Here is an 18,089-nt window from a genome sequence, read left to right as displayed (position 1 = left end):
GCCGCTCGCGCCCGTGGGTCGTTCCTCGCCCGCAGGCCGGTGGGGGGCCGGTCGCGCAGTTCCCCGCGCCCCTTTGGGCCGCCTCCGGCGGATCACACTCCCGCTCGCGCCCGTGGGTCGTTCCTCGCCCGCAGGCCGGTGGGGGGCCGGTCGCGCAGTTCCCCGCGCCCCTTTGGGCCGCCTCCGGCGGATCACATTGCCGCTCGCGTCCTTCCCGCCGCGCCCCCAGGTGCCCAGGGGCGCGGGGAACTGCGCGGGCAACCCAGCACGATCCGCAGACGAACGGACGACAGCCCTCGGAGAGTTTCGGGAAGGGGCGGGGTGGGGGCTATTTCGCGCGGTACACCAGGCGGCCCGCCACCACCGTCGCCACGCACACCCCCCCGTCGAAGACCGCGAAACGGGCCGGGCCGCCCACCGCCAGCGGGGGCAGGACGGGCGTGGGCACCACGGCTAGGCCCGAGCGCCGGGCCGCCTCCGCCACGACCCGCGACCGCAGCTCCCCCGACACCGCCACCACCCCCCGCGCCAACAGCCGCTGCACGCCCCGCCGCGCGCTCCCGCCCCGGCGGACGTCGTCGATGGGGAAGGACGGCGAGAGGATCGGCTCCGTGCCGAGGGCGTCCGCCTCTCGGGGGTCCGGGTGGTACGCGCGCTCCAGCAGCTCCGGACCGGAGGTGTCGACGAGCCCGGGCGACACCGTCCCCGGCCACCGCCGCACCCGCGCGGCCGGATACGCCGCGGCCAGCTCCTCGTACGGCCCGATCGCGGCCAGCCGGTCACCCTCGACCAGGACCGCGTCACCCTCCGAAGGGGCGTGGATGGTCAGCACGAGGGCGTCAGTTGGACGCCAGCAGCTTCAGCTCGGGGTGCGCCGTCCCGCCCTCGATCGCCGTCGACGAGATGTGCGACATGACCCGCTCGTCGACCGGGTCGTTCGCCGGGTCGTCGTGGACGAGCAGGTGCTCGTACGTCGTGGCGCGCTGCGCCGGGACGCGACCCGCCTTGCGGATCAGGTCGATGAGCTCCATGCGGTTGGAGCGGTGCCTGGCGCCGGCCGAGGACACGACGTTCTCCTCCAGCATCACCGAGCCGAGGTCGTCCGCGCCGTAGTGCAGCGACAGCTGGCCCGCCTCCTTGCCGACGGTGAGCCAGGAGCCCTGGATGTGCGCGATGTTGTCGAGGAAGAGCCGCGCGACCGCCAGCATCCGCAGGTACTCGAAGACGCTCGCCTGCGTCCGGCCCTTCAGATGGTTGTTCTCGGGCTGGTAGGTGTACGGGATGAACGCGCGGAAGCCGCCCGTGTGGTCCTGTACGTCGCGGATCATCCGGATGTGCTCGATGCGCTCGGCGTTGGTCTCGCCGGTGCCCATCAGCATCGTGGAGGTGGACTCCACGCCCAGCCGGTGCGCCGTCTCCATGATCTCCAGCCAGCGCTCGCCGCTCTCCTTGAGCGGGGCGATCGCCTTGCGCGGCCGCTCCGGCAGCAGCTCCGCGCCCGCGCCCGCGAAGGAGTCGAGACCGGCGGCGTGGATGCGCTGGATCGCCTCCTCCACCGAGACGCCGGAGATCCGGGCCATGTGGTCGACCTCGGAGGCCCCGAGGGAGTGGATGACCAGCTGCGGGAAGGCCTGCTTGATGGCGCTGAAGTGCTTCTCGTAGTACTCGACGCCGTAGTCCGGGTGGTGGCCGCCCTGGAACATGATCTGGGTGCCGCCCAGCTCGACGGTCTCCGCGCAGCGGCGCAGGATGTCGTCGAGGTCGCGGGTCCAGCCCTTCTTGGTGTCCTTGGGGGCCGCGTAGAAGGCGCAGAACTTGCACGCCGTGACACACACGTTCGTGTAGTTGATGTTGCGCTCGATGATGTACGTGGCGATGTGCTCGGTCCCGGCGTACCGGCGGCGGCGCGCCGCGTCGGCGGCGGCGCCCAGCGCGTGCAGCGGCGCCGAGCGGTAGAGGTCGAGCGCCTCTTCGGGGGTGATGCGTCCACCCGCGGCGGCACGGTCGAGGACGGACTGGAGGTCGGCCTTCTCAGTCACCGGAGTGTCCCTTTCGGCAGGGTTGCGGACGGACCGAGCCAGCCTACGCCAGCGGGCCGGGCCCACTTCGGCCCGGGTGCCGGCCCGCCTCCGCCCGGATGCCGGGGCGCCGAAGCGCCTTGATACGGGTGCCGGGCCGTCCAGGTCTTCTTGTACGGGTTCCCGGCCTTCTTGTACGGGTCCGCCGCTCAGTCCTTCTGCTTGTCCAGCGTCGCGTACGGCTTGCCCGCGCTCGCCTCCTGGGACTCGTACTTCAGCGTGCCGTCCGCGTTGCGGGTGAAGACCAGGATCGCCCTGCCGCCGGTGCACAGGCCCGCCGTGCCCCGGCGCGCCGGGTCGGTGCGCTCCTCGATCGTCACGCTCCGGTCCGTGCCGGAGACGAGCCTGCCGACCCCGAAGCACTCCACGCTCGTGCCCAGCACGCTGATCCTGGACGAGGTCCGCAGGACGTCCTTGCCGGTGCCGCCCGCCGTGAACACCGCCGTCAGATCGCCGTGCGGCTGCCCGGTCGTGGACTCCGTCATCGGGCCCTTCCAGGTCCCCAGGAAGGTCCGCGGCACCTGCGCCACCGCCGGGCCGCCCGTCCCGCCGGGGGTCGAGCCCGGCGGCGGGGCCGAGCTGCTGGGGCCGCTCGACGCCGAGTCGTGCGCCCGGTCGCGGTCGCCCGGCATCAGGTCGAAGAGGAACGCGGCGCCGAGGGTCGCGGCGGCCAGCGCCCCCGCGACGGCCAGCGCGAGCGTGCAGCTCATCCGCCGCCCCCGGCCCCCCTCCCCCGGCTCGACGGCGGTGCCGACGGAGAACGAGAAGCGCGAGGGCGGGTCGGCGGGCGGGTCCGGAGCGCGCGGCCCCGGAACGGCGTCGGCAACGGGCCCACCACCGCCCGCGCCACCCGTACCGCCCGCGCCGGACCCGGTGCGGCTGTGCGCGTACGCCCCGAGCGCCTCGGACCCGTACGCGCCGGACCCGTACGCCCCCTCGGGCCCGGCGCCCCCGTACGCCCCCTCCGCGCCATAGGACGCGTCCGGCGGGCCGAAGACCCCCACCGCCGGGCTGGTGAACGCCACCGGTCCCGACGCCCGCTCGTCCGCCGCCGCCTCCGGCTCCAGGTCCAGCAGCCGAACCGCCGACCGGCTGACCTCCGCCACCAGCGCCCCGGGCAGCCAGCCCTCCGCGACCAGGGCGGACGCGCCGCGCGGGGCCAGTCTGCGGGCGAGTTCGGCGGGGGCGGGGCGGGTCCCGGCCGTCTTGGCCAGGCACGTCTCCACCGCCGCCCGCACCTCCCCGTCGAGCGCTCCGCCCAGCTCGGGCTCCTCGTGGACCACCTTGTAGAGCAGCGCGGCGGAGGAGTCGCCCGGGAACGGGGGCTCGCCCGTCGCCGCGTACGCCAGGACCGCGCCGAGGGAGAAGACGTCGGCGGCGCCGGTGACGCCCTTGCCGAGGATCTGCTCGGGCGACATATAGCCCGGCGAGCCGATCGAGACGCCCGAGGCGGTGAGCGAGGCCGTGCCGTCCAGGGCGCGGGCGATGCCGAAGTCGATCAGGCGGGGGCCGTCGAGGGTGAGCAGCACGTTGGAGGGCTTCACATCGCGGTGGACGAGCCCGAGCGCGTGCACCGCCGTCAGCGCCTCCGCGAGCCCGGCGCCGAGCGCCCGTACCGCGCGCTCGGGCAGCGGGCCGTGCGCGGCGACCGCCTGGGCCAGCGAGGGGCCCGCCACATAGCCGGTGGCGACCCAGGGCACCGGCGCCTCGGGATCGGCGTCCAGGACCGGGGCGGTCCAGGCGCCGCCCACCCGGCGGGCCGCCTCCACCTCGTGGCGGAACCGGGCGCGGAACTGTTCGTCGAGGGCGAAGTGCGGGTGGACCACCTTCACGGCGACCGTGCGCCCGCCCGCGCTGCGGCCCAGATAGACCCGGCCCATGCCGCCCGCGCCGAGTCTGCCGAGCAGCCGGTAGGCGCCGATGGTGCGCGGTTCGCCGGCTTCGAGCGGCTGCATCGCGATCTGCCTTCCCCCATGCCGTCACGTACGGTCGCACAGCAGGGTAGAGCGTGGCGTGGGCCGGATCACCGGTCCGGGCCCGATCGGGACCGTACGGCGACGAACCGATACGAACGCCCGGCCGTCTCTCCCTGCGGAATCCGTTGCGGAATCCGCCACGGACACCTCGTCGGCCGCCGCCCGGCGCACCACACCGTCATCACCGCCACCGCCACCGCCACCGCCACCACAGTCACCGTCACCGTCTCGGAGCACCGTATGAACCGCCGTACCACCGCACTCATAGCCGCCGCCGTCCTCGGCTCGGCCGCGCTGGTCTCCGGCTGTTCCGACGAGGGCGAGCCGGTGAGCTTCGACGGCCCGGCGGCCTCCACGAAGGCGCCGACCCCCAGGGCGGGCGGGAGCAGCGGGCAGAACAGGGCGGGCGGGGGCGCGGTCTCCGAGGCGGTGGCGAAGACCCTGCTGCCCACCGGCCCGAAGGCGCGCTTCACCACGGAGAACACGCTTGAGGACGGCACCCGGATCGGGGTGACCACGCTGCACGGCAAGAAGTCGGGGTTCACGGGCAAGGTGTGGGTCTGGGCGCCGAAGCAGTACTTCGACCCCAAGTACGCGCAGAGCGGCTTCCCGGTGCTCATAGCCCTGCCGGGCGGCAACGGCTACCCGAAGAACTACTGGATGGGCACCGACCTCAAGCTCCAGAGCAGCATCACGGGGTGGTCCAAGGAGGGCAGGAGCGTCCCCTTCGTGGTGGTGATGCCGGTCCTCAACCCGGACGCGAAGTACTACTACGACGGCAGCGACATACCGGGGCAGCCCAGGATGGGGACCTGGATGACCGAGGACGTGCCGGACTTCGTGAAGGCGAACTTCCGCACCTTCAAGTCCCGCGACGGCTGGGCGTTCATGGGCTCCTCCTCCGGCGGCTTCGTCGGCCTGAAGTCGGTGCTCAAGCGGCCCGACCAATTCAAGGCCGTGATCGCCTCCGGCCCGGACACCGTGCCGGACTCCCCGCTGTGGGCGGGCCACGAGGCCGAGAAGCAGGCGAACAACCCGGAGAAGCTCGCCCAGGCCCTGATCGACGCGGGCGGCCCCGAGGTCGACCTCGCCTTCCAGATCGGCACCAAGGAGGGCGGCATGGCGAACCTGAACAGCTTCATCGCCAAGTACGGCAAGGGCCCGGTCAGGACCCGTCTCCAGGTGATCCAGGGCGGCAAGCACAACGCCCACACCTACATCAAGGGGATGGGCGACGGGACCATGCAGTGGATCAGCAGCAAGCTCCAGGCACCGATCCCGTCGCCCTGACCGGCAGGCTCGGGCAGCCCCGGCAGGCAAGCCCGGACGAGCCCCCTTACGCGCCGAGCAGCTCCACCGTCACGTCCGCCGGGAACCCGGTGGTCGGGCCGGTCCGGCGGGCGAATTCCCGTACGCCCGCGAGCTGGTCGGCGCCGAAGCGGAAGTCCAGCGTCGTGAAGTAGCGCTCCAGGAGCTCCGCGTCGAAGACCTCCCAGCGGGCGGCCTGCTCGGCGACCTTGGTGACCTCTTCCAGGGAGAGGTCGCGGGAGGCCAGGAACGCCTGGTGGACCTCGCGCACGACCCCGGGCTCGCGGGCCAGGTAGTCCTTGCGGGTCGCCCATACGGCGAAGACGAACGGCAGGCCCGTCCACTCCTTCCACATGGCCCCCAGGTCGTGGACCTGGAGCCCCAGGCGCGGGGCGTCGTGGAGGGAGGCGCGCAGGGCCGCGTCCCCGATCAGGACCGCCGCCTCCGCCTCCTGCATCATCAGGCCGAGGTCGGGCGGGCACGAGTAGTAGTCGGGCCTGACGCCGTAGCGCTCGGCCAGCAGCAGCTGGGCCAGGCGTACGGAGGTGCGCGAGGTGGAACCGAGCGCCACCCGGGCGCCGTCGAGCTCCTCCAGCGGGCGCTGCGAGACGATCACGCAGGACATGACGGGCCCGTCGCAGCCGACCGCGAGGTCGGGGAAGGCCACCAGGTCGTCCGCGTTGCGCAGGAACTCCACGAGGGTCACCGGCGCTATGTCGAGGTCTCCCCGGACGAGCTGCTCGCTCAGCTTCTCGGGGCTGTCCTTGGTCAGCTCCAGATCGAGCAGGGTGCCCGTGCGGGCGAGGCCCCAGTAGAGCGGCAGACAGTTGAGGAACTGGATGTGCCCGACCCGTGGCCGGGTGGTTGTTTGGTCCACATCGCGAGACTAGACCTGTCCGGTTTGTCCAGCTACGGCGGGTCGATACCTCACTGCGTCAAAGGCGCGTCAAACGTCCGGGCGACGTGATCTTTCCCTCTACCGCAGCCCCGATCCTGCGTGCTACGCTCAGCGCAAGTTGCAGTTTGGTTTCCCTTGCAGTACAGAGCCTGCGGAGCATGTAACCCGCAGGCTTTTGTAGTTTTCAGACTTCTTTGCAGGTTCTGGAGCAGGGCAACCCTTTGGCCCAAGGAGGGCTTATGGCTACCGGAACCGTCAAGTGGTTCAACGCTGAAAAGGGCTTCGGCTTCATCGCCCAGGACGGCGGCGGCCCGGATGTCTTCGTCCACTACTCCGCGATCAACGCGTCTGGCTTCCGCTCCCTCGAGGAGAACCAGGCCGTGAACTTCGACGTCACGCAGGGCCCGAAGGGCCCGCAGGCGGAGAACGTCACCCCGGCCTAGTTGCCCGGGTCGGCGATCGCTGACTAGCAGCAGTACCCAAGGAGCCCTTCCCCGTACGGCGACGTACGGGGAAGGGCTCCTGCCTTTCTCCGCTCCCGCCTTTCCCCGCTCCGCGCCGTCCGGGCCCGCTACCGTCTTCGACCATGGGCAAGGGGACGGTCACCGTGCACCATGTGCGCGCCGTGCTGCGCGGCGCCGAGCGGCGGGGCATCGACACCGTGCCGCTGCTCCGGGCCGCCGGCATCCCGCCGCTGCTGCTCGGCGACGACCGGGCGCGGGTCACGCCCGACCGGTTCGCGCTGCTGTTCCGGGCGCTGTACCGGGCGACCGAGGACGAGTTCCTGGGGCTCGGCACGGACCCGAGCCGCCCCGGCACGTTCGCCATGATGTGCTGCGCGGCGCTGGCCTGCCGCGATCTGGGCGGGGCGATGCGGCGCGGGATCACGTTCTACGGGCTGTTCCCGGGCGGGCCCCGGCTCGCCCTCACCACCGACGCCGGGGAGGCCGTCCTCGCCGTCCCGGACGGCCTCGGCGGGCGGGACGAGGACCGCTTCCTCACCGAGTGCCTGCTGATCATCACGCACCGGCTGTGCAGCTGGCTGATCGGCCGCCGCATCCCCCTCCTGCGGGCCGCGTTCGGCTATCCGCCGCCCCCGCACCGGGACGAGTACCCGTCGCTCTTCGGCTGCCCCGTCCGCTTCGGCCGGGCTCGGACCGAGGCGGTGTTCGACGCGCGCTGGCTGACCGCGCCGCTCGTCCGGGACGAGGCGGCCCTTGAGCAGATGCTGCGCCGCTCCCCCTTCGAGCTGCTGAGCCGCCGCGCGTACGGCACGACCGTGGCCGAACAGGTCCACCGCGACCTCGCCCGCGCGCTCAGCGCCTCGCCCCGGCTGCCGTCGCCCGCCGAGACGGCGGCCCGGCTCGCCCTCTCCCCCGCCACCCTGCGGCGCCGCCTCCAGCAGGAGGGCACCTCGTTCCAGCGGCTCAGGGACGCGGTGCGGCGGGACGCGGCCATCGCGGGGCTCGCCGGGGGGCGCGAGCCCATCGCCGAGCTCGCGGCCCGGCTCGGGTTCGCCGAGGACACCTCCTTCCACCGGGCGTTCCGCCGCTGGACGGGGACGACGCCGGGCGCGTATCGGCGGGGCCAGGGAAGCTGAGCGGTACGGTCAGCCCCGTACCTACCGGTCAGTTACTACCGTCTCCTCAACTGCACCGCCCCCCACGACCGTAGGGAGAGCCGCAATGTCCCTCCGCACGAGAGTCGCCGGTGCGCTCGCCGCCGGCCTCCTCCTCTCCGCAGCCGCCCCCACCGCGTTCGCGGCGGCCGACGGCCCCGCCGCTCGGGCCACCCGTCCGGGCGATGTCCTCAGCTCGGCCCCCACCGCCTTCCACCCGCTGCCCGGCCAGTGGACCAACACCCGGGCATGGCACATCACCTACCGCTCCACCACGGCCAGGGGCGGCCCCAACACCGTCTCCGGCACCGTGATCGTGCCCAACGACGGCCGCACCGGCCCGCGCCCGCTCGTCACCTACGCCGTGGGCACGGTCGGCATGGGCGACTCCTGCGCCCCGAGCGCGAACTTCCCGCACGGGACCGCCGTGGAGGCCACGCTGATCAACCAGATCGTGCAGCGCGGCTGGGCGGTCGCCGTGACCGACTACGAGGGCCTGGGGACACCGGGGGACCACACGTACACGGTCGGCCGGGCCGAGGGCACGGCCATGCTCGACGCGGCCCGCGCCGCCCAGCGCCTGGGCATCCCCGGTGTCTCCGCCGACTCCCCCGTCGGGATCATGGGCTACTCCCAGGGCGGCCAGGCCAGTGGCTGGGCGGCCGAGCTGCACGACTCCTACGCGCCCGAGCTCCAGGTCAGGGGCACCGCCACCGGCGGAGTCCCGGCCGACCTCATGAAGGTCGCCCGCTCCAACGACGGCGGCCTCGGCTCGGGCCTGATCTTCATGGCGGCGGCGGGCCAGGACGCGGCCTTCCCCGAGCTGAAGCTCGACACGTACCTGAACACCGCCGGCAAGGCGGTCGTGGACCACTTCCGGACGAACTGCGTCGCCGTCGACACCGTCGTCGGCTCCTTCAAGAAGATCACCGACCTGACGGTCAGGAACCCCCTCGAACAGCCGGACTGGCAGGCCCGCCTGGGCGAGTCGCGCCTCGGCACGCACGCGCCCGACGCCCCGGTGTACCTGTACCACGGCTCGGTGGACGAGCTCATCCCGTACGAGGTGGGGCAGGAGCTGCGGGCCGACTGGTGCGAGCGGGGCGCGAACGTCTCCTGGCACACGCTGCCGCTCCTCGGCCACATCGGCGGGGTGACCGTCGGCGCGCTCCCGGCCGCCGACTGGCTCGCCGACCGCTTCGCCGGGCGCGCGCCCGTGGGCAACTGCTAGAGCCCCACCTCCGCCCACACCGTCTTGCCCCGCGAACGCTCCTGAACGCCCCACGCCTTCGCCAGCGCCTCGACCAGCAGCAGCCCGCGCCCGGACTCGGCCTCACCGGCCGGTTCCGGGCGCAATGGCCTGCGCACGGCCCTGGTGTCGGTCACCTCGATGCGGAGTACCGTGCCGAGTGCGAGCCGGAGTTCGCACTCGTGCCCCGGTACGTGCCCGTGCAGCACCGCGTTGGCGGCCAGCTCCGCGACGATCAGGGCGGCCCGGTCGGAGCCCTCGCTCCCGTGCCGGATGCCCCACGCGTCCAGCTGCCCGAGCGCCAGCTTCCGCGCACTGCTGGCGCCCCGCCGCGTACTGCCGAACCGCCGAGTGAACTCGACCGTGGGGGTGGTGATTTGGGGATTCATGTCACCGAGCGTGACGAGATGTGCGTACGCTGAACAAGGGGTGTCGCCCCGACACCGGCCTTTCTGTACGGGTACGGCGAAATCCCTGTACGAGTCGTCGCCCGTGACCCTCTGGAGGCGTACATGGAGGATGACGACGGCCTCACCTCGGAGCTGTTCATCGCCGTGGGTGAGCAGTTGAAGGTGCTGCGCGTCCGGGCGGGCCTGACCCAGAAGGAGTTCGGCCGGATCGTCGGCTACACCGAGAGCCAGATCTCCGCGATGGAGCGGGGCGTACGGATCACGCAGCCGGACTTCCTGGACAAGGCGGACGACGTCCTGAACGCGGGGGGTGTGCTGAGGGCTGCGCGGAAGGCGATCGAGAGCGCGCAGACACGGGCGAGGGTGCGGCATCCGGGCTGGTTCCGGGATTACGCCAAGGAGGAGGCGGAGGCGGTCGCGCTGCACGACTACAGCACGCACGCGCTGCCTGGATTGCTTCAGACCGAGGACTACGCCCGAGCCGTGTTCACTCAGCGTCGCCCTCTCTTGGACGAGGGCACCGTCGAGAAGCGAGTAGCGGACCGGCTGGCCCGACAGCAGATCTTCGACCGGTGGCCCGCGCCGACCTTCAGCTTTGTACTCGAAGAGTCCATTCTGCGTAGGCCAGTTGGTGGGCGGACTGTCCAAATGAATCAGCTTCAGCGGCTGCTACGTCTGGGTAGCCTTCGAACAGTTGAGCTTCAGGTAATGCCAACCGATCGCGAGGACCACGCCGGGCTCGGGGGACCGTTCATCCTGCTGACGCCCAAGGGGAAGCAACAAGTTGCGTACACGGAGATCTACGGGCACCCCCGTCTGATCACCGATCACAACGAAGTCCGCGTCTTCGCTGATCGCTATGGCATCATCCGGGCGCAGGCTCTCACCCCACGGGAGTCTCTGTCCCTGATCGAGAAGATGCTGGGAGACTCATGAACTGGTTCAAAAGCAGCTACAGCGACGGCGAAGGCGGCGCCTGCCTCGAAGTCGCGTACGACTGGCGCAAGTCGAGCTACAGCGGAGCCGAAGGCGGGACCTGCGTCGAGGTCGCAACCCACCCCTCCGCCATCCACATCCGGGACTCCAAGGTCACCCAGGGCCCCGAGATCACCGTCGTACCCGCCGCCTGGGCCGCGTTCGTCTCGTACGCCACGCGGTAACCACCGGGACGGCGAGGGGCCCGGCACCGTGACCGGTGCCGGGCCCCTCTTCACACGTACTGCCTCACACCGCCAGCAGCTCCGGCTTCGGCATCAGTGCCGTCGCGAAGACCACCTGGGTGAGGAGCATGATCCCGAACAGCGCTCCCCCGCCGCCCAGCGCCAGTGGCAGCACCGGCATGAGCAGCAGGAACACGGCCGCCGCGCGGAAGCCGCCCGGCGTTCCGTACCTCTTGAGCAGGCCCAGGAGGAGGAGCAGGAACAGCGAGACCGCCGCTACGAACAGCATCAGACCGATGCCGTCGGCCAGCTGCTCCCCGAAGGAGAGCGCGCCGCGCGGGGTCAGTGCCATGGCGAGGAACCAGCCGATCGCGCAGACCGGTACGTACCTCGCCGCGCAGCGCGGGAACCAGGGTGCGTGGGTCACTTCGGCGGATCCTTCAGGCATTGGGCGGAGTTCCAGTACCGCATGTCCTTGTTGCCGTACCAGGGCATCGAGTCCAGACCGGACACGTTGTCCATCCGGTCGTGGGCCACGACCAGCGGCTTCTGCGCCCGACGGTACTGGACGACCTCCATGTCCGGGTAATGGTCTCCCTTCCTGGTCACGGTCACCGACCCCTTGTTGGCGGCGATCGTCACATGCGTGTCGACGGAGAACAGCGACATCAGACTGTTCACCCCCGCTATGCCGAGGTCGAGCTTGGAGGAGTTCGAGTGGTACTTGCCGAGGAAGTTGTAGTTCACGATGTTCCGGCCGGTGACACTCTCCGAGGGGTACTCGTTGAGCGACAGCGGGAAGGCCGGGATCATCCTCGACGGGGACTCGATGTCGTAGCCGGGGCCGCTCTGGCCCGCCTGGCCGAGCAGGTACGACGAGACGTGCTTGGTCGACGGCTTGGTGTGGGACGGCGAGACCTTGAAGGTCACGTCACCCGTGGCCGTGTCCCAGAACAGGACCATGCGGTAGGCCGCGTCCGGGTCGGTCGAGTACTCGCGGTCGTCGCCGAGCAGCTGGTAGCCAAGCCCCGGGATCTTCATCGCGTCCTTGGTGTGGATGAAGAACCGCATCATGATGATGCCCCGGTCGGGCCCCTTGCCCACGTTGAAGTGGCCGAACTGGGTGCCCTTCTCGCCGTGCGACCACATGGCCCGCAGGGCGCGCGCGTAGGACGCCATCCTGGCGTGGTGGGCGACCTTGTGCACGACCCTGCGGATGATCTTCTTGATCCGGTGGATCACCCGCTTCACCGCGTGCTTGATCTTCTTGAAGATGTGGCCGATGTGGAACTGGCCGCTCGGGTCGCTGTCGGTGACCGGCGAGTTGTTGGCGTAGGCGTACCCGTTGATCTGCTGCGGGTCCGAGAGGTCCATGACCGGGTCCACCGAGGCGAACCGGCCGTTGGCCGCGTCGTACTCGCGGGCACCCATGTGGGTGAGGCCCGTGGACTTGTCGTTGACGCCGCCCACGAAGCCGTGGTCGCCCGGCCAGCCCGTCTTCGGCTGGGTGCCGCGCGGGGTGCCGAACGGGCCGGAGGCGCGCCGGGTGACCGACAGGGTCACCGAGTCGACCGCCACCTCGTCGGTGCCCTGGGCGTCGCCGAGGAGATAGGTGATGGAGCCGTCCGAACCGCGTGCCACGGTCGTGTTGCCGGCCGAGTAGTAGCGCACGCCGCTGACCGTGTCGCTTGCCTTGTTCAGCGTCAGCTCCTCGGCGCCCAGGTACAGGGTCACCGCCCCCGGTTCCCGGCGCAGCAGGCGGGAGCCGTCCGCGTCGTAGAGGAACGTGGAGGTCTGGCCGTCGATCGTGGAGGAGGCGAGGTTGCCCTCGGCGTCCCAGGTCAGCTGCTGGTCGCCGGCCGAGGTGACCCGGCGGGTGGTGTTGCCGGAGGCGTCGTACTCGAACGCGTCGGTGCGCGCCCCGGGACCGGTGACGTCGACCTTGTCCATGCCGTGCGGACGGGTCTCGCCCGGCTGCGGGTAGGAGTAGCCGCGCCGGACGTCCTTGGCGGTGTCGCCGGTGACGTCGTGCTGGACCTCGGCGGCCCGGTTGCCGACCGTGTCGTAGGTGTAGGAGTACCAGTACGGGTCGACGCCGCCCACCTTGGGGCGCACGTCCGTCGACGGCTTCAGCGCGCAGTCGTCCGTGCCCGTCCACGCGTGCGAGAGCCGCGCCGCGAAGTCGTACGTGAAGCACTGCGTGTCGGTGACGGACTTGTCGTCGCGGTCGTTGCGGATGCGGGTGATGTTGCCGGCCGCGTCGTAGCTGTAGACCTTGCTGTCGATGGTCTGCGGGGCCTGCGACTCGCGGTCGTTGACCACGCTGGAGAGCCGGTGGGTGTCCTCCTCGTAGGTGTACGTCTGGACCGTGCGTCCGCCGACCGCGCCCAGCACGGTCTGGAGGATCTCGCCGGACGGCGAGTACTGGGTGCCCAGCGAGTACACGTCCGTGCCGTTGCCGACCGTGGTCGGCAGGCCGTAGTCCGTGTACCCCTGGCGGACGGTCTCCGCCGGGAGGCCGCCGCCGGCCGGGAAGGCGGTGGTGTTGGCCAGGCCCGTGGTCGGCGTGTAGGTCGAGCCGAACTCGTAGGTGCCCTGGAGCTTGCCCTCGGCCGCCGGGACCGTGATCACCGAACCGGTGGCCCGGCCGGAGGCGTCATAGCCCTTGACGGCCGTGGTGTAGGCGTTGCCGTTGTCCCAGCGGGTGGAGGAGCTGAGCATCTTCTTGCCGCCGGCCAGCGTGTCGTACGTCCACTCGGCGAGCTTGGGGCCGGTGACGCTGTCCTTGCGCAGGCTGGTGGGGCGGCCGAGCTCGTCGTAGGTGTAGGCGAGCGTGGTGCCCCGGGCGTCCTTCGTCGTCTCCGTCTTGCCGTCGGGCGTGAACGTCGTGGAGACGGCGCCCTTGTCCGGGTCGGACGAAGAGATCTGGCGGCCGCGCAGGTCGAAGGTGGCCGACCAGGTGTTGCCCGCCGCGTCGACCAGCTTCGTCAGCCGGTCGGCGGTGTCGTAGGTGTACTTCAGCGCCTCGTACTTGTCCGCGCTCGCGCCGATGACCGGGTTGCGGTCCTTGTACTGGCGCAGCTCGACCGGCTTGTCGTGGGCGTTGTTGACCACCAGCGTGGCGGTGGCGCCGCTCGGCGGGACGGTCGCCGTCCAGTTGCCACCGTAGGTGGTGGTCGTGCGCCACCGCTCGGTGCCCTTGGTGAGCGCGATGGAGGCGGTGGCGCGGCCCATGCCGTCGAACTCGGTCACGGTCTGCGCGGGGACCTGGCTGTCGGGCACCGCGAAGACGGCCGCCGCGACCGGCTGGTCGTTGTAGTACTCGGCGTTGTCCTTGTAGGTGCGGCCCTGGCTGTCGTAGAAACTGTCCGTGATCAGCCGGCCCGTGCCGCCGTACGCCTCGGTCTGGGTCTGGCGCTTGCGCAGCAGACCGTCGTAGAGCGTCACCGCCTTGCGGTACTTGCCGCTCTCAAGGAGCGTGTTGGAGGTGACGGCGGAGGGGCCGTCGTTGCGCACCTGGTAGGAGAAGGTGACATCGGCCGAGGCGGGCTTCACCCGGCCCGGCTTCCAGGCGGCGGTGAGCTGCCCGAGCGCGTCGTACTCCTGGCTGGTGACGCGGCCGTTGGCGTCGGTCGCCTTCAGCGTGAGGCCGCGCAGCCCGTCGAGGTCCACGCTGGTGGTGTAACCCTTGTTGTCGGTGGTCACCACCTTGGTGGGCTGCGCCCCGGTGGCCGGGGTGTAGGCGGTGAGGGTCTTGGCCCCGGCCGCGTCGGTGGTCTGCGTCATCCGCCCGTACGCGTCGTAGAGCGCCGTGGAGGTGGTGACGTACACCGGCAGACCGGCACTGTAGTGGTCCAGCTCCTCGATCTTGGCGGGCATCGCCTTGCCCGCGACGGGCGCGGCGCCGTACGCGCCGGTGTCGTAGGTGGTGCGGGTCTCGCCGGTGACCGTGCTCGGGGAGGCCGCCGTGCCGCAGACGGCCGAGCTCTTCTGCTCGGCGGCGATGTAGGAGATCAGATAATTGGTGGTGTCGGGGGTGACGTAGGTGGTGCGGGTGCACTGCTCGTCGCCGGAGACGGCGATGTCGCCCTCGTCGGAGACCGTGAGGGTCTGGCCGTAGGCGTCGAAGGCGGCGGAGGAGCGGCTCGTCTGCCAGCTCCCGTCGTCCATCAGGGACCGGGCCGTGGTGGTCTCGGTGTCCGTCTGGTAGGCGTGCAGATCGGTGGTGCCCGGGCGGGTCTGGGTCGCGGTCAGCTTCGACCAGGGCTTCTCCACCGAGGACTCGACGATCTTGCCGCCGTCCTTGTCGTAGCCGACGCTCTCCAGCTCCTGGCCGCTGTACTGCTCGGCGTCGGTGTACAGGGCACCGAAGGAGTCGGCCACCTGGGCACCGGCGATGCCCCGCAGGTACGTCGTCTCCGAGAGCGTCTTGTTGGTGGTGCCGGTCCGGGTACGGACCTTGCCGTAGCCGCGGTAGTCGCTGTACGTGCGGTGCTTGTCGAGGGTGAACTCGCTGGTGTCCTTGGCCCAGGCGATGCCGCCCAGGTACTCGTACTCGGTCACCTCCGAGTCGGTGCCCGCGACCTTGTCGTCCTCGGTCACCTTGGTCACCACGTACTTGTGGAACCAGTCCTTGACCGGCGTGCTGCCGCCCTCGGGGGTCCACCAGGTCGGGTAGCAGCGCTTGGTGTTGGTGGCCTCGTCCGGCGGGCTCGCGTAGGCGCACTCGGTCGGCGAGTACGCGACGAGGGTGTCGCCGCCGTACTCCGAACTGATGCGGGTGATGCGGTACTTGTTCAGCGGCGGGCGCCCCTCGGAGGCGTCCACGCGGTTGGGCAGCAGGGTGCCGCCGAAGGTCACCGCCGGGTTCGACAGAGCGGTGCCGCCCGCCTTGCCGGTACGGGTGATCGAGTCCAGCCACAGCCCGTTGCCGCCGGTGTCACCGGTGCCGGGGAAGCTCTGCCCGAAGGTCCAGGTGTCGATGTCGGCGTAGGCGGTGCCCTTGAGCACCTGGGTGGTGACCGAGGTCAGCCGCTTCTTGGACCAGAACGAGGGCGAGCCGTTGAGGCAGTCCGCGCCGACCGCGCAGACCTCGTCCACCGGGGTGTCCGGCCAGTTGGAGGCGTGCGCCTTGTCGAAGGCGCAGTCGGTGGTGGTGCCCAGGCAGCGGTCGGACACGGCGAAGTTCACCTTGGCGGCGGGCTGGGCCGCGTACACCGATCCGGCGCGGTGGCCGTACTCGATGTGGTCCAGGTAGCCGCCCCGGGTGTAGCTCGCGTCCGCCTTGGGCTTGGTGGTCGTGGATCCGCCGGAATTCTTGGCGTACGCGTTCTTCTCCTGGGTGTAGAAGAGCGCCATGGCGTTGCCGTGCGGGTCGACCACGTAGTCGAGGTTCCAGCGCCAGCCCTGGTTGCGGACGGAGTCCGTGAAGGCGGTGGCGTGGCCGGGCTCGCCGGTGTGGTTGCCGTAGACCGGGACGGTGTAGGCGGAGCCGGTCTCGGTCTTCCCGGAGGCCCAGCCGGGGAGGCGGTTCCTGCCGAACCAGTACTGGGTGCCGTCGAGCGTGGTCACCTTCCAGTACTCGTTGTCGTCGTCACCGTTGTTGGTGTCGGTGGCGGTGCCCTTGATCCGCTCGATGCGGCTGCCGTCGTCGTCGGCGGGACGCCACACGTCGCCGGTGCCGGTCTTGACCAGCGCGGTGGAGGAGCCGTTCAGGGACATCATGGCGTTGTCCGAACGCCAGCACAGGTCGCCGGACTTGGCCGGGGCGTTGGTGCCCGTGCCGTTGTCGTCCTTGCAGGCCATGTACTGCCGCTCGATGAAGCCCATCTCCATCTGCCAGCCCTCGCCGAGCGCGGAGGGCTGGTTGTTGCTGGAGGCGGTGCGGCCGTCGATGCCGGAGGAGGAGTAGCCGAGGGCGAGCTTGGGGCTCAGGTCTCCCGGCACGGGCGGCACCTGGAGCGGGTACTCCCAGGAGAATCCGCCCTCGTTGCCCCCGGCGGCCCAGCTCCCGGACGGCGCGAGCGAGGTCGCCTTGAAGTCCCCGTTGGCCCCGTCGGGCGCGGCGGTGGCGGCCAGGACGGTGAAGGCGGACGCGGCCGGAGCCGCGGCGGCGCCCTTGGCCGTGGCACCCGCCGGGGCGGCGCTCCTCGTCCCGGCGTCCGGCGCCAGGTCCACCTCCGCCGTGAGCCGGCCGGACGCGGAGTCGTTCCGCGTGGCCAGCGGCGTGACCGTCCGGCACTCGGCCTTCTCGGGTGTCGTCAGCGCACACGCGGGCAGCCGCACGAGCCGCAGCCGGGACGCCCAGTCCGCCCCGTACGCCCCACGGAACGCGTTGTAGTCGAGCTGGACGGACGCGCGGCCCGGCGCGGCCCCCCGGTCGTCACGGGCGACCCCGAGGACGACGCCGTCCAGGCCCAGGCGGTCGGCCGCCTTGCGGTCCCCCATCCGCACCCGCACCTTGGCGGGCGCCCCGGCCGTGGCGGACTTGGCGCCCTTGGCCGTCTTCGGCGCGAGCGGCGCGATCCCGACCGGGCTGCCCGGTGCGGCCGCGTGACGCGATCCGGCCACGCTCCGGCCCGCCACGCTCTTTGCCAACGCATCGGATGCGACCCCGCTCAGGTCGACCTCGCTGTCCCCGGCCGAGGGCCAGGTCACCTTCGGCGCCCGCCAGGGCCGCTTCGCGGTCTCGCTCTTGGCGGCGGAACCGCCCTTGCCCAGCTCAGTGCCCGGAACCGAGGCCGTCTTCTGCACCGAACGCAGCGAGAAGTCGACCTTGCCGGCCGCCGCCGCGACGCTCGGCAGCAGCGTGACCAGCAGCGCGCTCGCCGTGAGTGCGCCGAGCGCCGCCGTGGCGCGGCGGCGTCTGGCTCCTCCCGAGTCCTCGTCGTATCTCAAAGTCCCCGCCCGTGAACGACTCACTGGAAGTCTCCAACTCTCCGTATTCAGCTCAAAAGGCGCCCCAAGTCAGGGGCGCCTGGGGGAACTTAACACCAAGGAATTTACGGGCGGAAGAAGAATTCGCAGTGCGAACACCGCAGTTGAGGGGGGAGGTAACGAGAGGAGAACGATCGCCGAAACATACGCACGCAAAGGCGCTGCCAAGGGTGCGAACAGGCCAGTTCGGACGTTATTCCGGCGTTACGCTCCCGCTCTGCAAGCAGCATTAACTGATACGAGGGTGGGGTTTGGTGAGGGGACATCACATGCGCCGCGGCAGACGGCTGCCGGCCGCGCTGATGGCTGCCGCGCTCGGCGCGGGGGGACTTGCTCAACTGGCTACGGCCCACGCGGCATTTGCGGGTGAGATCACCGGCAGTGGTACGCAGAGCCGGACAAGTGCGTATGGAACCAGTGGTTCCGCGGCTGGAATCAACACTTCTGGAATTGTCG

Annotated in this window: 13 protein-coding genes; 6 read left to right on the top strand and 7 right to left on the bottom strand. The window is 71.1% G+C overall.

Features of this window, described 5'->3' with window-relative positions; all coding sequences use genetic code 11:
* Positions 1-328 precede the first annotated feature (328 nt).
* From ACZ4MU_RS31285 to ACZ4MU_RS31275, 3 genes are all read right to left on the bottom strand, one after another.
* Positions 329-832, bottom strand: a complete 504-nt coding sequence (locus ACZ4MU_RS31285; protein WP_467882917.1) for an imidazolonepropionase-like domain-containing protein — start codon at positions 830-832, stop codon at positions 329-331.
* Positions 833-839: 7 nt separating this feature from the next.
* Positions 840-2,039, bottom strand: a complete 1,200-nt coding sequence (gene mqnC / locus ACZ4MU_RS31280; RefSeq protein ID WP_467882916.1) for a cyclic dehypoxanthinyl futalosine synthase — start codon at positions 2,037-2,039, stop codon at positions 840-842.
* 188 nt (positions 2,040-2,227) lie between these two features.
* Positions 2,228-4,033 (bottom strand): serine/threonine-protein kinase, encoded by a 1,806-nt coding sequence (locus tag ACZ4MU_RS31275; RefSeq protein WP_467882915.1) that lies wholly within the window; start codon positions 4,031-4,033, stop codon positions 2,228-2,230.
* A gap of 261 nt (positions 4,034-4,294) precedes the next feature.
* Here ACZ4MU_RS31275 and ACZ4MU_RS31270 point away from each other — a divergent pair, with 261 nt between their 5' ends.
* Positions 4,295-5,344 (top strand): alpha/beta hydrolase, encoded by a 1,050-nt coding sequence (locus ACZ4MU_RS31270; protein ID WP_467882914.1) that lies wholly within the window; start codon positions 4,295-4,297, stop codon positions 5,342-5,344.
* 46 nt (positions 5,345-5,390) lie between these two features.
* On the opposite strand, the gene ACZ4MU_RS31265 is transcribed toward ACZ4MU_RS31270, so the two are convergent.
* Positions 5,391-6,239: a menaquinone biosynthetic enzyme MqnA/MqnD family protein gene (locus tag ACZ4MU_RS31265; protein WP_467882913.1), complete on the bottom strand. Its 849-nt coding sequence runs from the start codon at positions 6,237-6,239 to the stop codon at positions 5,391-5,393.
* Positions 6,240-6,499: 260 nt separating this feature from the next.
* On the opposite strand from ACZ4MU_RS31265, the gene ACZ4MU_RS31260 reads away from it, so the two are divergent.
* The 3 genes from ACZ4MU_RS31260 to ACZ4MU_RS31250 all read left to right on the top strand — a co-directional run bounded on the left by ACZ4MU_RS31260 (position 6,500) and on the right by ACZ4MU_RS31250 (position 9,109).
* Positions 6,500-6,703 carry a cold-shock protein gene (locus ACZ4MU_RS31260; protein ID WP_023587141.1) on the top strand — a complete coding sequence of 68 codons (204 nt, stop codon included), beginning with the start codon at positions 6,500-6,502 and terminating at the stop codon, positions 6,701-6,703.
* A 143-nt stretch (positions 6,704-6,846) separates the two neighbouring features.
* Positions 6,847-7,860, top strand: coding sequence for an AraC family transcriptional regulator (locus tag ACZ4MU_RS31255; protein ID WP_467882912.1), 1,014 nt, complete (start codon positions 6,847-6,849; stop codon positions 7,858-7,860).
* An 85-nt stretch (positions 7,861-7,945) separates the two neighbouring features.
* Positions 7,946-9,109: a lipase family protein gene (locus ACZ4MU_RS31250; protein ID WP_467882911.1), complete on the top strand. Its 1,164-nt coding sequence runs from the start codon at positions 7,946-7,948 to the stop codon at positions 9,107-9,109.
* On the opposite strand, the gene ACZ4MU_RS31245 is transcribed toward ACZ4MU_RS31250, so the two are convergent.
* Positions 9,106-9,516 carry an ATP-binding protein gene (locus tag ACZ4MU_RS31245; protein WP_467882910.1) on the bottom strand — a complete coding sequence of 137 codons (411 nt, stop codon included), beginning with the start codon at positions 9,514-9,516 and terminating at the stop codon, positions 9,106-9,108. The two genes, ACZ4MU_RS31250 and ACZ4MU_RS31245, sit on opposite strands and share 4 nt — an antisense overlap.
* 123 nt (positions 9,517-9,639) lie before the next feature.
* Here ACZ4MU_RS31245 and ACZ4MU_RS31240 point away from each other — a divergent pair, with 123 nt between their 5' ends.
* Both ACZ4MU_RS31240 and ACZ4MU_RS31235 read left to right on the top strand, forming a co-directional pair.
* Positions 9,640-10,473, top strand: a complete 834-nt coding sequence (locus ACZ4MU_RS31240) for a helix-turn-helix domain-containing protein (protein ID WP_467882909.1) — start codon at positions 9,640-9,642, stop codon at positions 10,471-10,473.
* On the top strand, positions 10,470-10,697 hold the full coding sequence (locus ACZ4MU_RS31235; protein ID WP_467882908.1) for a DUF397 domain-containing protein: 228 nt from the start codon (positions 10,470-10,472) through the stop codon (positions 10,695-10,697). The genes ACZ4MU_RS31240 and ACZ4MU_RS31235 overlap by 4 nt, the downstream gene beginning before the upstream one ends.
* Positions 10,698-10,761: 64 nt before the next feature.
* Here the strand turns inward: ACZ4MU_RS31235 and ACZ4MU_RS31230 are convergent, their stop codons facing one another.
* Together ACZ4MU_RS31230 and ACZ4MU_RS31225 are read right to left on the bottom strand one after the other, a co-directional pair.
* Positions 10,762-11,124 carry a hypothetical protein gene (locus ACZ4MU_RS31230; RefSeq protein WP_467882907.1) on the bottom strand — a complete coding sequence of 121 codons (363 nt, stop codon included), beginning with the start codon at positions 11,122-11,124 and terminating at the stop codon, positions 10,762-10,764.
* On the bottom strand, positions 11,121-17,594 hold the full coding sequence (locus ACZ4MU_RS31225) for an RHS repeat domain-containing protein (protein WP_467882906.1): 6,474 nt from the start codon (positions 17,592-17,594) through the stop codon (positions 11,121-11,123). The genes ACZ4MU_RS31230 and ACZ4MU_RS31225 overlap by 4 nt, the downstream gene beginning before the upstream one ends.
* Positions 17,595-18,089: the final 495 nt, after the last annotated feature.

This window comes from Streptomyces sp. NPDC026377, assembly GCF_055567715.1.
Note: the sequence above shows the minus strand (reverse complement) of the source record. Positions and strands in the feature narration are given on the sequence as shown.

What these genes read in the sequence shown, in the direction of transcription:
- ACZ4MU_RS31255 (WP_467882912.1), top strand. Translation starts at nt 6,847, where the DNA reads ATGGGCAAGGGGACGGTCACCGTGCACCATGTGCGCGCCGTGCTGCGC.
- ACZ4MU_RS31275 (WP_467882915.1), bottom strand. Translation starts at nt 4,033, where the DNA reads ATGCAGCCGCTCGAAGCCGGCGAACCGCGCACCATCGGCGCCTACCGG.
- ACZ4MU_RS31235 (WP_467882908.1), top strand. Translation starts at nt 10,470, where the DNA reads ATGAACTGGTTCAAAAGCAGCTACAGCGACGGCGAAGGCGGCGCCTGC.
- ACZ4MU_RS31245 (WP_467882910.1), bottom strand. Translation starts at nt 9,516, where the DNA reads ATGAATCCCCAAATCACCACCCCCACGGTCGAGTTCACTCGGCGGTTC.
- ACZ4MU_RS31240 (WP_467882909.1), top strand. Translation starts at nt 9,640, where the DNA reads ATGGAGGATGACGACGGCCTCACCTCGGAGCTGTTCATCGCCGTGGGT.
- ACZ4MU_RS31250 (WP_467882911.1), top strand. Translation starts at nt 7,946, where the DNA reads ATGTCCCTCCGCACGAGAGTCGCCGGTGCGCTCGCCGCCGGCCTCCTC.
- ACZ4MU_RS31270 (WP_467882914.1), top strand. Translation starts at nt 4,295, where the DNA reads ATGAACCGCCGTACCACCGCACTCATAGCCGCCGCCGTCCTCGGCTCG.
- ACZ4MU_RS31260 (WP_023587141.1), top strand. Translation starts at nt 6,500, where the DNA reads ATGGCTACCGGAACCGTCAAGTGGTTCAACGCTGAAAAGGGCTTCGGC.